The following is a 12846-nucleotide window of genomic DNA, read 5'->3' on the forward strand; positions in this document are numbered from 1 at the left end:
CGCGCGAGGTTGCTGGGCCGCCGTCACGTAGTAATTAGAGGGGGAGGAAGGTTTTGAGCTCGGTGCTCAGCGAGGTCAAGCGTTCCTTGAGGGCCGGTTTGAGGGAGGCACTCGCCGAGGCGGCTGGCAGACGCACTCCTGCGCTGGCGGCCGCACGGGCATCGGCATCGGCCGCAGCCTGGAGTTCCGAGGGCTCGGCGACGACTTCGAGATAGCACTTGAGCTTCGGTTCGGTGCCCGAGGGACGCACGATGACCCGCGAATTCGACTCCGAGAGCAGCAGGATTCCGTCGGTCGGCGGCAGACCCTCGTACCCGGCGGAGAGGTCGTGGACCTCGGCGACGGGGGAGCCGGCCAGCGTGGCCGGAGGATTCTCGCGCAGCTTCGCCATCGACGTGGCGATGAGGGAGACATCGTCGAGGCGGAAACTCAAGGGAGCGGTGGCGAAGTAGCCGTCGCGGGCGCGGATCCGATCGAGTTCGGCCTCGATGCTCGATCCCTCGGCTTTGAGCCGGGATGCCAGGGCCGCGAAGGTCACGGCCGCAGAGATGCCGTCCTTGTCTCGGACTGCAGCCGGATCGACGCAGTAGCCGAGCGCCTCTTCATAGCCGAAGACAAGGTTGGGAACTCGGGAGATCCACTTGAAACCGGTGAGTGTATTCACCGCAGTGAAACCGTGGCTGGCGGCAGCGGCGGCCAGCCCACGGGAGGACACGATCGAGTTCGCGAAGACGGCACCATGCGACCCGCTTTCCTCTAGCCGACCAGCGGCATCCTCACCGAGGAGGAGCCCCACCTCGTCGCCGGACAATCGCCGGTACCCGGTCGCGGCAGACTCATCCGGAATGGCCGCCGAGAACCGGTCGGCGTCCGGGTCGTTGGCGATGATGAGCTCGGCGCCGACCTCACGGGCCAGGGCGAAGGACTCGTCGAGAGCCCCGGCCTCTTCGGGATTCGGGAACGACACTGTCGGGAAGTCCGGATCCGGTGCCTGCTGGGAGGTCACCGGGTGGAGGTTCGTGAACCCGGTGCGGGTCAGCGCAGCCTCGGCGACTCCGGCACCGACGCCGTGCAGAGAAGTGAGCACGATCGACAGATCCGCTTCGGCCCGCACCCCCAATTGGTCGATTCGCGACAGGTAGTTCTCGACGATCGACTCGTCGAGGTGCTCCCACCCTGACTCGGCTCGTGCCACCGAGGCCACGGACTCGACCGCGGCGATCTTCTCGGCGATCAGCGCATCTGCCGGGCTGACGATCTGAGCCCCGGCACCCGCCTCGGCGTCGGCCTCGGATCCGATCGCCTGCAGCGGTCGCTGTCCCAGGTAGACCTTGTACCCGTTGTCGGCTGGCGGGTTATGGCTGGCCGTGACCATGACTCCGGCATCGGCATCGAGATGCGACAACGCGAACGCCAGCAGCGGGGTCGGCAGCTGGTCGGGCAGTTGGATCGCGACCCCGCCGGCGGCGGTGACGACGGCGGCGGTGTCGCGAGCGAACTCCGCGGACTTGTACCGGGCATCGCAGCCGATGACGACACGGAATCCCTCACCGACAGTGTCTGAGAGGAACGCAGCCAAACCGGCGGCGGCGCGGATGACGACGGCCCGGTTCATCCGGTTCGGGCCGGCGGCGATCTCACCGCGCAGGCCGGCGGTGCCGAAGACGAGGGGACCTGAGAACCGGTCTTCGAGGTCGGCGATCGCCGCCTCGTCGCCGCTCTCGGCCTCGGCGAGGATGTGTTCCAAGGTGGTGGCCGTCTGTGGATCGGGGTCATCGGCGATCCAGGCGCGGACCACCTCGGCGTCGAATCCATGTCTGAAGCGATCGGCTACGCGGGTCATATGAGTCCTTTGCGTGTTCGCGGTGGCGGGTTGGGGAGTGCGGAGTCGGGCGGGCCGTCTCAGAGCTTCGCGACGATGTCGGCGAGCAGGCGAGAGATGCGCGGGGCGGCCGCGGCTCCGGCTTCGATGACTTCGGCATGGGAGAGCGGGGTCTCCTGAATGCCGGCGGCGAGGTTCGTCACCAGGGAGATGCCCATGAGTTCGAGCCCGGCCTGACGTGCGGCGATGGCCTCCAATGTCGTCGACATGCCCACGAGGTCGGCACCGAGGATCCCGGCCATGCGCACCTCGGCGGGGGTTTCGTAGTGGGGTCCGCGGAACTGCGCGTACACGCCTTCGTCGAGTGTCGGGTCGATCTCTTTGGCGATGGTACGCATGCGCGGGGAGTACAGATCGGTGAGATCGACGAAGTTCGCGCCCTCGATCGGGGAGGTTCCGGTGAGGTTGATGTGATCGGAGATGAGCACCGGGGTGCCGGCTGCCCAGTTGCGGTTGAGACCGCCGCACCCGTTCGTCAGCACGAGTGAGGAGCAGCCGGCCGCAGCCGCGGTGCGCACACCGTGAGCGACTGCGCGGACTCCCTTGCCTTCGTAGTAGTGGGTGCGCGATCCGAGGACGAGGGCATGCTTGCCGCTGGCCTCGATGCGCACCGTGCGCAGGGTTGCGCCGTGGCCTTCAACGGCCGGAGCGTGGAATCCGGGGACCTCGGCCGCGGAGATCTCGGCAACGGTTTCGCCGAGGAGGTCCGCCGCCCCGCCCCAACCGGAGCCGAGGACAAGCGCGACGTCATGGGCGTCGATGCTCGCGTTCGCGTTGATGGTCGTGGCCGCGGCGTGCGCGGCGGCGGTAGGATCGCTTAAGTCAGTCATGACGCCAAGATTATCAAGTTCCCCACCGCCCAAGGAGCGAGCACATGCCGATTCGAGAGCTGACCGACGGTGACGATCTGCGCCTGAATGAGGTGTTCGCCGATGCGACCACCCCGGCCGGTCATATGGCCAGGTCCCTGTTCCGTCCGTCCTCGGATTCGCCGCTGATCCGCTCCGTCATCGCCGAGGTGGTCCCCGACGTTCCCGTCGGAGCCGCCGCGATCGCCGAATCTCCGCTTCACCCCTACCGGGCGTGGGTCAATGTGGAGGTCGCCGCCGAGGAACAGGGCCATGGTCAGGGGCGTGAGCTCTTCGAGGCGGTGTGTGCCGAGACGCGGGGAACCGCGCTCGAAGGCCTCGATCTGCGCGCCCGTGTGCACGCCGGCAGCCCGGGAGAGGGCTTCGCCCAGACGCTCGGCTTCACCCCGCTGACGACGACCCGCGTGATCAAGGTGCCCGCCGGTGCGCTGCCCCCGGCCGGCGGCGGCCGGGCCGAGGACCTCGAGATCGTCGCCACCGGTTCGGTGAAGCTGACGAAGGCCTTCCTCAACTGGTACACCGCTGTCAACCGAGACGATGCCGTCGGTCAACTGACCATCGGACAGGTGAACAACGCCTTCCTCTCCGAGGCGGCCGGTGCTCACGGTGCTGCTCTGCTGAACGGCGCGGCCGGAACCACCGAGGCGGGTGGGCTCAGTGCCTTCGCCGTGTCGTATGCGAGGGAAGCCGATGAGACAGCCGGTGTTCTGCCCTCGGCCGGTGAACCAGGTGCCGGAGACGGACCCGGAGACGGGACCGCTGTCGTCGATCAGGTCGACGAGGAGCCGCCGACCGAGCTCATCCTCGGGTCGATGTTCGAAACCCGCGACGATGCCGCCGACACGACGGGCGAGGACTTCGCCGCGGCCGTCGCCGATGCCGAACTCCTGCTGGCCCGGCTGTCGGTCGATGCCGATGTCGTCATCGAAGTCACGAGCGGAATGCCCGTGATCTCCGCTCTCGCCGACCGGCTGCTCGAATCGGGAACCGCGACCGAGCTCTACCGTTACGAGACTCTCTCAGGACCTCCTTCCGACGTGAGCTGAATCAGGTGCGACTCCCGTGGGGCTGAAGACGCGGACGGGGCGGGCCTGATCCTCGGTGACGAACCAGCCCGTCCCAGCCAGCCCATCAAGCGGGGCCCGTCGCAGCACCCCGAGCCCGGTGAGATCCTGCCTGGTGTGTACGCCGAGCACGAGCAGCGGCCCGAGATTCTGAGCCTTGGCCAGCGGGGAACCATAGCCGGGAGTGAACCGTGTCGGCGCGGTGAGCACATGGTCGTCACCGTCGAGCAGATCCCAGTCGAGCGGGTCCGACTCCAGATGAGCATCATCGTGGACAGAGACTCCGCCGAGGCGGTCCAGGTACGCCGCGAATCCGGTCCTGCCGCTCTGCGGAGAACCGCGAACGGTGAGCACCGAACCATCTCGCCGGGGATCCCACACGACGAGGTCGCCGAAAGCATCAACGCCGATCGGGATGCAGTCCGGGATGGTGCCGAACGATTCCTCAGACGCGACCGTAGGACGGTCAAGGCCCCGCCAGTGTGGAGCGAATCCGTTTCGGGACTCCGGAATGCCGGGTGGTCCGCCGAGGATGCTCGTACCCGCCTCGGACATCGACGAATCGAATCGTGCCGCGACAGCGGGCGCGAATTGCACATCGGCGCCGTCCTCGCCGGCGGCCTGTGCGCATGGGCCGCGGATGACGGCGCGCAGATCCGGCCAGCTGCCGGCGAATCGCTGGCGGCTGAGCCCGACGCTCGTCCCGTCTTCCCCGGCCTCGGGAGGGAAGATGATCTGAGTGGCGAACCGCGAAGTTCTGCTCGTCATGTTCCGGCACCCGGCAAGCAGGAAGACGAGATCTGATCCGGGACCATGCCCGAGGAGACGTTCGGCGCGTTCGGCCCAGCAGTGGTCGAGCGAGTCGACGAATTCGGCCCAATTGCTGCACACGAGCAGGCTCGGCGGCTGTCGGCTCGGCCCCGAACTCGTCGGGGTTTCGGTGCCGGTGCCGTCTCGGGGGATCCTGACCTGACCCCCGCTGGCAGCGAGATGGTCGAGAACCGCCTGGATCTGCCAGCCTGAGCTCATGCCGCAGCTGATCTCGGCCCAGTCGAGGGCTGCGGCGATCCTGCCGAGCGCGATGATCCGTCGGGTGGGGGCGGCCGCTCGTGCCATGGTCGCGATCACGGATTCCACGGTGTGCAGGCTGCCGCCCGTGAGGATTGAGGAGCCGTCCACATCCGGGTCGAATGTCCACATCTCCTGCCGCTGCTGACTGGGAACATCGACGATCCCCGTGACCCCTGCGAACGGTTCACCGCCTGCCACCTCATCCGGTTCCGGCAGCGGCGGCAGCACCACCTGCCGCTGAACCGACGGTTCCCCGGGATCGTCACTGTCCCCGGCCGCTGTGACGATGTTGTCGACGTCGACGCCGACGACCCCGCCGGCCAGGGACGGAACCGGTCCCCGACCCCAGGAGCGAATACGGGGTCGGAGGGCCGCCTCGGCGCGGGTGTCATCCCCGAACGGCACCGCCACGCGGAACCGGGTGACGCTGATCCCGGAGTCCAGGCAGGCGGCACCCGGTTTGTCCGCGGGCAGGAACGCACCCGCCTCGGAGCCGATGACGTCGAAGGAATCGGTCTCATCGCGCACTCGCAGGCACACGCGGACGTTGATGTTCGCCTTCATCTGCCCGGTCACGACGCCCATGGGGCGCTGAGTGGCGAGAATGAGGTGAACGCCGAGGGACCTGCCCAGGGCGGTGAGGTGTTCGAGCAGGTCGGCGGCTCGCGGGTGGGTCGCCATGAGTGCATGGAACTCGTCGATGACAACGACGAGACGTGGGGGAGGATCAGCGAGATCGGCGACATCGGCGCACCCATGGTCGGCCAGCAGCCGCTCCCGATGGGTGATCTCGGCGCGCACCGAGACGAGAGCGCGAAATGCCAGACCGGAGTCGAAATCATCGAGCACTCTGTCGGTGTGCGGCAGCTCCTGCAGCGGTGAGAACGTCGCCCCGCCCTTGAAATCGATGAGGACGAAACGCAGTCGCCGAGGCGGCTGTGCCAAGGCCATCGACAGCAGCCACGTCTGCAGGAGCAGGGATTTCCCGCTGCCCGTGGTGCCCGCGACGAGAGCGTGGGGACCGTCGGAGAACAGATCGATGCCGGTCTCACCGTCGGTTCCGCGCCCGATCGGGACCGGCCCCGAGGCCGGAGACCGCCACCGGTTCCGAATGGATTCGGGCGCATCGTCGCAGAGTTCTCCGAGTCCGTGGTCGGGCCAGGCGCGGATGCTGGTATCGGCAGAGCGGCCACAGTGCAGGGTGACGAATCGGGCGGCCGGCATGAGCGTGGCGATGAAGCTTCGCCCGGGCACCGGGCCGCCGGGCGCCGTCGAAGAGTCGGTGCGAGCCTGCGCGAGAGTGCCCACCGTCATCGAGACCGCAGAGCCGGCATGCGGGGCGGTGAGCGTGAGAACGGCAGGGTCGACATCCTCGTCGAGGGTGATCGCGATGGGATCGCCCATGTCGGTGTCTGGGCGGGACCCTGACCGGACCCTGGTCGACGCGCAGTCGCCGGAGAACTCGGTGCCTGCCAGCTCCGGCAGCAGTGCGAGTTTGGAATCCGGCCGCCATCTGAATCGCCGGTCGGCCAGCCAGGCGAAGGCCATAGTGCGCAGGACTGTCGGCGTCCCGCTGACGGTGACCGTCGTTGTGCGCGGATCGATGCGGATCGGCAAATCGGCGCAGGCGACTCGACCGTCGACGTGGTCGGTTCCGTCTTGGAGCTGTTCGTCGATGGTGAGGTCACTGAAGACCGTCCCGAAACCCAGGCACAGACCGGGGGAGGAGAAGATCCTGTGTCGCTGCGCCGCTTCGAGGCGGCGCAGCCTGGCTCGCGCTTCGGCCACCGCTTCGTCACGATCGAGTCGGCATTGCGCGCTGTCGCGAGTGAAGCGCTTCTTCTCCACAAGGTAGGCGACCCACCCGGAGAGCGGGGCCGAGACGCTGAAGAGGAGGAACCACCACATTCCGGTGGCAACGGCCAGCACCACGCCGATGCCGACCGGGATGAGAAACGTCCACCATTGTGGGGGTCGGGCCGGCCGAGGATCGTCGATCGTCTTCGGGGCGATGTGGATGTCATCGCTGTGGTGCAGGGGCGGAGACCGGATCGGCGGAGTCGAATGGGCGGCCGAGGACGAAGCACGGGCGGACGAACCATCTGCTGTGCCCGGTGCGAGCACAGTCGTTCCCAGACGGATTGTAAGTTGATCTCCTGTGGCATCGAGTCGCAGCGGCTGTGGGGTGCGGGAAATGCTGGGGTCGATGACGGTCAGGCAATCGGTGTAGGACAGCCGAGACAGGCAGGCTCGCCGAGGGTCGAGGCTCAGAGCGAAGCCTGAGTCGGGTCCTGCCAGGACGGATACGCTTGTCCGTGCGGAGTCGGCACAGGTGTCGGCGGTGCGCAGAGAGTTCGCCCCGACAAGAGTGATGGGGTTGATTCGCTGCCAGTGACCCCAGCTGATCGACTCGATGCTGCGGTTCTCGAGCCGGTTGCCGGTGATGAGGTCCTGATGCGTCAACGCGGGTCCGAGGGCAGACCGGAAGACGTCGACGGCCGGTTGGGTTGATTCGGCTTCGATGCTCATGCTCGTGACGGCTCCGTTCATCTCAATGCGGTGGATGAGCCCCAGGGTTCTCATGCCCACAGACTCCCCGCGATCGCACGGTTCGGGCAAGAGCGAGAAAACACCCTGTGGAAACGGTGTGGGAATCCACAGCCTCACGGCGTGTGAGTGTCCCCGGAATCCACAGGAATCGGAGGCGAAGTGACGACGACGGGCCGCGATCAGTCGAGGCGCAGGGCGCCCCTGGCATAAGCGGTGGCGTGGAGGTCGATGAGGTCGGGGACGAACGGTGAGAGCAGCGCCGGAGAATAGCGGGCCTCGATGCGGATGCGCACCGAATGCGCCCCATCGGCATCGGCACTCAACCGCAGATTGCCCAGGTCCTTCGGAGTCGGCACCGCGTCGAGGTACCGTCCGGCGGCGCGTTTGGCCGCTGGAGGTGAGAATACGAGACCGGGATCGTCGCCGGGAGCCGGTTCGAACGAGTCGGAGGCAGCCAGCGCCGCAGAGTCGGCCAGTCCCTGCAGCTCTCGGCGGGCCATGTGCAGGTCGGTCAGGGCGGCGATGAGGAAGGCCAGCAGCAAGGCGATGACGACGAAGCCGATCGACAGCGGCGTGATGGACCCGGCATCCGAATCATGATCGGGCGCTTGACCGCGTGTCGGATCCCCACGCCGCTTCGAGCCGTGCTCTCCCGTGGTCGGCATATCACTGGCCTCCTATGGCGACGACGTCGGTGTGGTTCGCGCGCAAGGTGATGTGCGGTGACCGGCCTGAGCCGAAAAGGAGCGGGAAGCCGGGGAGAGACACTTTCGTCTCGACTCGTGCGGTGACGAGAGAGCCGGCCTGTCCACAGGGGCCGGTGCACGAGTAGGTGATGGAAGACGGCGCATCCCGCAGCCCGAAATCTGCGAAATGCATGTCGGCGACCGCACGGGCTCGAGCCTCCGAGGGGTTCGCGTCGCGAGCGGCGATGCGTGAGGCCGACATCGCCGCCGAGGTGGTCGCATAGCTGGCCGCCTGCAGCTGAGAGAGGGTGAGCATGAGGTAGATGACCGGGATGAGCAGGACGATGGAGGCGAAGATGAACTCGATGACCGCTGTTCCTTCGTCTGCGTCGTCGGCCGCGACTCCCTGAGCGACCTCGGGCTCAGTCACGGTCGATGTCCTCGACGATGGATCGACCGCGCAGTTCCCAGACCTCGGCGGGGCCCCACAGCCCGAGGACCGGCAGCGGGGTCGCCACCCGCACCTCGACGATCTCGACGGCACCGCGCTGCGACGTCGAGACGGTGACCTTCTGGGCGTAGCGCTCGCCCACGGACACTCGGATGAGGTCGCGGGTGAGCCTCTGCCCGTCGCGCGGAGTCTGATCGGCCAGACTCGCCTGCCTCGCCCCGGCGATGGCGGAGTCGATGACCGTGTTGCGGACATGGATGACGAGACCGATCTGCAGGGCTCCGGCCAGGATGAGGGCCAGCAGGGAGGCGATGAGGGCGACCTCGGCGACGGCGGATCCCGAATCGCTGCGCTCGCCTGCCGCCGTCACCGAGTCAGCCCTCCTCCGGTCGCCCGGGTCCGTCTCGTCATCTGTGGTCACCGCTTGGTCACCCGGCCCCGCGGACCTTGTTCATCGCATCTTGGAACATCGAGGTGAAGGCTTCGCCGGCCAGCGCCCACAGTGCAACCACCAATCCTGCGGTCATCAATGTGATGAGGACCCAGCCGGGAACGTCCCCGCGATCGGGTCGGTCGACATGGTTCGCCTCGGTCTCGGCCACCTCGGGGATGGTGGTTCCCCCTCGTGGAGGGGGACCGGAGATGAGCCCGAGCATGAGCGGGACGAGGCGGTAGGTGAACTGGCGGAACATCGTGTCTCCTTCATCGGCGAGGTCGAGGTTTCGATCCGCGTGGTCGGTGGTGCGGGACTGGCTGTGGGTGCGGGGAATGGTCGGTGGCGCGTGGCGTGGACGTTACGGACTGAGGTCGAGGACGGTCAGGGACGGGAAGACGGCGAAGATCACGGTGACGGGAAGCACGAAGACAACGACCGGGACGAGCATGCCGATCTCCTTCTTCCCGGACAGTTCGAGCAGCCGCCGTCGGGACTGTTCGCGCACGTCAGCGGCTTGGGATCGGAGTACCTCGGCCAGCGGGGTGCCGCGGGCCATCGACACGGCGAGGCCGTCGACGAACTGGACGATCTCCGGGATGGCGATGCGCGTGGCCATCGCGTCGAGGGCTTCGACCAACGGTGTCCCGGTGCGAGTGGCAACCAGGGCCGCGCGGAGTTCGTCGATGAGATCGCCGGAACAGGTGCGGCACACTCGTTCGAGGGCCTCAACGATTCCCTCACCTGCGGTGATGGACAATGCGAGGAGTTCGGCGACGGTGGGGAATTCGGCAAGCACACGGGATTCGTGGCGGGCGATGGCCTGGCTGAGTCGCCAATCGTTGAAGACGTGCCCGGCGATACCTCCGCTGATGACGAGGACGACGGTGACGATGGGGGAGAAGCCGCGTTGTGCCGACAGCGCACCGGCCAGACCGCCGGCGACGATCATCCCGACGAGGATGCTCAGCACCTGGCTGATGCGGAACCGTTCGATCGTGGCATTGCCGCCGAGGCGGTCGATGCGCAGCCGCAGAGTCGCATCCGTGGTGATGCGCGACGTCACCCACAGGGTCGAGCTGACCAGCCATGACTTCGCCAGCCCCCAGAAACCGTCGGCGCGCGGGGTCGGCGGAGCGTAGATGTCGACCAAAGACTCCTGATCCCTCAGATAGGGTGCGATCCGTGAGGACAGCGTCGGCCTGCGCAGCGGCGGAAGTGAGAGGACGAAGACACACAGAGCGAAGCCGTTGAAGAGTCCGAGGGCCAGGATCGAAAGTGGCTCGCCGAGGAGACTCATGCCGCCCGTCCGTCCGCGGAGTCGTCGCTGTCGGCGGTGAGTCCGCCGCTCATGCCGGCGTTGTCTGCGAAACGTCGGTGGGCGGGGCTGAGCGAGGACCCCTCGATGACCCGGGGTTCGGCCGGGAGTCGACCGATGCGCTTCATCGCCTGATACGCCAGCAGAGAGACGACGAAGCCCGCCGCCAGGAGGATCAGCCCGGTCCGCGAGTTGTACGCCACCGCCGTTTCGGGTCGAGTCGACAGGAATGCGAGCACCACCCAGGGAGCTGCGACGGCCAGTCGGGCGCCGTTGACTGTCCACTGCTGCCGGGCGGAGAGCTCGTTGCGGGTGCGGGCATCATCACGGACGAACTGTGCCAAGGCCCGCAGCATGGTGCCCAGGTCGCTGCCGCCGACCTGCCGGGTGACGCTGAGTGCGACGACGATGCGGTCGGCCACCGGGTCGGCGCTGACCTGTCTGAATCGTTCCAACGCCAAGGCGAATGACCCGCTGGCCCGATATTCCTCGGCGAAGACTTCGAACAGCGGCCGCAGCGGTTCGGGTCCGCGATGGGCCAGAGAACTCAGCGCTTCGGGCAGAGACAGTCCCGCGCGGACTCCGGAATTGAGATGGTCGAGCGTTTCGGGCCACAGCTCACGCCGCATCACCTGTCGGCTGCGAGCCCGATGCTGCAATGCCCGGTGCGGCAGCCAGGAGGCGAAGAGGCCGAAGCACAGCGCGATCGCCCACGATCCGGTGAGCACCGTCGAAACGACGGTCACAATACAGAACGCCGCGACCGAGATGAGCAGCAGATGAACCGGACGCAGCCTGGGGAATCCGGCACCGGTGAGCATGTCATCGAGTTCGCGCACCCACCGCGACTGAGTCCGCTTTCTCTGCGGTCGCTGCCACAGCGACGTCCAGATGAGGAAGAGTCCCGCCCCGAGGCAGGCACCGCTGAGCAGAGCGACCTGCGAATAGCTCATGCCGCCTCCAGAATGGAGTGAAGATCGCGGCCGATGGCCGCAAATCGCTCGCCGAGGTGGCCGAACCCCTGACCGCGGACGAGCTGTCCGCGGGGTGAATGGAAGATCGTGTCGAGTTCGACGACGTCGCCTTCGACTCCGCCGGGCACCGCGCAGATCTCATCGACCCGGCGTACCCCGGACGGATCTCTGCGCAGGTGGACGACGACGTCGAGGCTGACTGCGACCGTGGGAACGACGAACGCCGAGGAGATGTTCGCCCCGGCCAGCAGCGGCAGCGTGCAGATCTTCGTGATCGCCGCCCGGGCAGAATTCGCGTGGATGGTGCCCATCCCGGGCAGCCCCGAATTCAATGCCACGAGGAGGTCGAGGCTCTCGGCCTCTCTGACCTCGCCGACGATGATGCGCGTCGGCCGCATCCGCAGCGCCTCTTTGACGAGGGCACGGAGGGTGACTTCGCCGGTGCCTTCCAATGAGGGCTGGCGACACTGCATGGGGACCCAGTCACGGCTGGGCAGATTGAGTTCGAAGACCTCTTCGCAGGAGATCGTGCGTTCACGGGCCGGAATCGAGCCGGCCAAGGCGTTGAGCATGGTGGTTTTGCCGGCCTGAGTGGCCCCGGAGACAAGGATATTTGCCCCACAGGCCACGGCAGCGTCGAGGAACTCGGCGGCGCCGGCCGTCAGCGATCCATGCGCGATCAGATTGGCGAGATTGCGCGGCCGGGCGATGAACTTGCGGATATTCACGGCCGGATGAGTGCGAGTGATATCGGGCAGCACCACATGCAGACGGGACCCGTCGGGCAGGATGGCGTCGACGAACGGCTGCGACAGATCGACGCGGCGACCCGAGGTGCGCAGCATCCGCTCGATGAGGTCATCGAGTTCACCCGAACTGAGTTTCGTCGTCGTCAGCTGATGGATTCCGTCGACGGCGATGAACACCTCGCTCGGTGAGTTGACCCAGATCTCTTCGACGTGCGGATCGTCGAAATAGTCCTGCAGGGCACCGAAACCCGAGAGCTGATGATCGATATGCCGGAACGTCGCCTCTTTGTCCTCGAGCAGTGGGAGATCGGCGACGAGGCTGCGCTCGTCGTATTCGGCGATGACGGTGCGAATGAGCTCACGAGAGCGCTGAATATCGGCGCGGGGATCCACATCGAGATCTCTGATCCGTTTGTGAACCTCGCTGGTGATGACTTCGGTGGCTTCCACTCTGAACCCTTGCCTGATCATTCAATAGACAGCGTGATTTGCTGTTTAACCTATATGTAGTCAAATGAAGAATCTAGTGAAAAACCAAATCTGTGGATAACCGGGAATCGGTTCGGCGAATGCCCGCCGTGTAGTTTCGCAAATGTCACTAGGGGGACTGTTCGTCTTGCGCAAGGGTGGGTTCCGATCTATATTCTCCTCACCAGTCTTCGTGTGAAGTGATGTGAGCCGCGCCGCCGGCGGGATGTATGAGATCTCCCGCCGGCGGCGCTTCGTTCTGATCTCGAAGGGATCCTCGCCTTCCGGCTGGTACGAAGAATCTCATATTCTACAATGCGTAGAATTCGGC

At 66.5% G+C, this 12846-nt stretch carries 11 protein-coding genes; 1 reads left to right on the forward strand and 10 read right to left on the reverse strand.

Annotated features, from left to right (window positions below; translation table 11 throughout):
* Positions 1-34 precede the first annotated feature (34 nt).
* Together ACTIIH_RS14410 and ACTIIH_RS14415 are read right to left on the reverse strand one after the other, a co-directional pair.
* Complete coding sequence (locus ACTIIH_RS14410; protein WP_441452613.1) at positions 35-1843, reverse strand: phospho-sugar mutase; 1809 nt, start codon at positions 1841-1843, stop codon at positions 35-37.
* Between the two features lie 59 nt (positions 1844-1902).
* A complete protein-coding gene (locus ACTIIH_RS14415; RefSeq protein WP_127364690.1) occupies positions 1903-2712 on the reverse strand; it encodes a purine-nucleoside phosphorylase in 810 nt (269 codons plus the stop codon).
* A gap of 44 nt (positions 2713-2756) precedes the next feature.
* Between ACTIIH_RS14415 and ACTIIH_RS14420 the strand changes: the two genes are divergently transcribed.
* Positions 2757-3797: a GNAT family N-acetyltransferase gene (locus ACTIIH_RS14420; protein ID WP_441452614.1), complete on the forward strand. Its 1041-nt coding sequence runs from the start codon at positions 2757-2759 to the stop codon at positions 3795-3797.
* Here the strand turns inward: ACTIIH_RS14420 and ACTIIH_RS14425 are convergent.
* From ACTIIH_RS14425 to ACTIIH_RS14460, 8 genes are all read right to left on the reverse strand, one after another.
* Positions 3771-7469 carry an FtsK/SpoIIIE domain-containing protein gene (locus ACTIIH_RS14425; protein WP_441452615.1) on the reverse strand — a complete coding sequence of 1233 codons (3699 nt, stop codon included), beginning with the start codon at positions 7467-7469 and terminating at the stop codon, positions 3771-3773. The two genes, ACTIIH_RS14420 and ACTIIH_RS14425, sit on opposite strands and share 27 nt — an antisense overlap.
* Positions 7470-7615: 146 nt before the next feature.
* Positions 7616-8101, reverse strand: coding sequence for a pilus assembly protein TadG-related protein (locus ACTIIH_RS14430; RefSeq protein WP_441092379.1), 486 nt, complete (start codon positions 8099-8101; stop codon positions 7616-7618).
* A 1-nt stretch (position 8102) separates the two neighbouring features.
* A complete protein-coding gene (locus ACTIIH_RS14435; protein WP_441452616.1) occupies positions 8103-8552 on the reverse strand; it encodes a hypothetical protein in 450 nt (149 codons plus the stop codon).
* The gene (locus ACTIIH_RS14440; RefSeq protein WP_441452617.1) at positions 8545-8994 is read right to left on the reverse strand and encodes a TadE/TadG family type IV pilus assembly protein; all 450 of its coding nucleotides are present in this window, start codon (positions 8992-8994) and stop codon (positions 8545-8547) included. Before ACTIIH_RS14440 ends, ACTIIH_RS14435 begins: the two co-directional genes overlap by 8 nt.
* A 7-nt stretch (positions 8995-9001) precedes the next feature.
* Positions 9002-9184: a hypothetical protein gene (locus ACTIIH_RS14445; protein ID WP_441452621.1), complete on the reverse strand. Its 183-nt coding sequence runs from the start codon at positions 9182-9184 to the stop codon at positions 9002-9004.
* Positions 9185-9367: 183 nt separating this feature from the next.
* On the reverse strand, positions 9368-10306 hold the full coding sequence (locus ACTIIH_RS14450; RefSeq protein WP_441452618.1) for a type II secretion system F family protein: 939 nt from the start codon (positions 10304-10306) through the stop codon (positions 9368-9370).
* Positions 10303-11277: a type II secretion system F family protein gene (locus tag ACTIIH_RS14455; protein WP_441452619.1), complete on the reverse strand. Its 975-nt coding sequence runs from the start codon at positions 11275-11277 to the stop codon at positions 10303-10305. The genes ACTIIH_RS14450 and ACTIIH_RS14455 overlap by 4 nt, the downstream gene beginning before the upstream one ends.
* Positions 11274-12497, reverse strand: coding sequence for a CpaF family protein (locus ACTIIH_RS14460; protein WP_441452620.1), 1224 nt, complete (start codon positions 12495-12497; stop codon positions 11274-11276). The genes ACTIIH_RS14455 and ACTIIH_RS14460 overlap by 4 nt, the downstream gene beginning before the upstream one ends.
* Positions 12498-12846: the final 349 nt, after the last annotated feature.

It is taken from the genome of Brevibacterium sp. (assembly GCF_052105255.1).
Lineage (GTDB): Bacteria > Actinomycetota > Actinomycetes > Actinomycetales > Brevibacteriaceae > Brevibacterium > Brevibacterium linens_B.